The sequence below is a fragment of the Metabacillus rhizolycopersici genome, from assembly GCF_020075705.1.
This window is the reverse complement of the sequence record NZ_JAIQUM010000328.1, coordinates 1-253: the sequence shown is the minus strand read 5'-3', so window position 1 is coordinate 253 and position 253 is coordinate 1. Positions and strand designations below refer to the sequence as shown.

The window sequence follows — 253 nt, the reverse complement described above, 5'->3', positions numbered from 1 at the left end:
TCAGGCTGTTGAGAAAGTTTTTTCTCAACAGCCTTTTTTGAGTTTAAGTGAGTTCTTGCCTGTCAAAACTGCTAAAAAGGAAAAATAAGGAGAGATGCAGTATGATGGGAACCTTAAAGAATCATCGTAATCAAGAAGTTACCGTATCCGTTGAATCATTAGTTCCAGTGGATCATTTTTTACGTGCCGTAGAAGCCACGATAGATTTTTCATTTATTGAAGAAAAGTTACAGCCTTATTATTGTGAAGACAA

1 protein-coding gene is annotated in these 253 nt (G+C 35.6%); it reads left to right on the top strand.

What is annotated here, in order from left to right; genetic code table 11:
* Positions 1 to 101: 101 nt before the first annotated feature.
* Positions 102 to 253 (top strand): transposase (locus K9V48_RS30295; protein WP_498043142.1); only part of this gene is annotated, 152 nt, incomplete at its 3' end.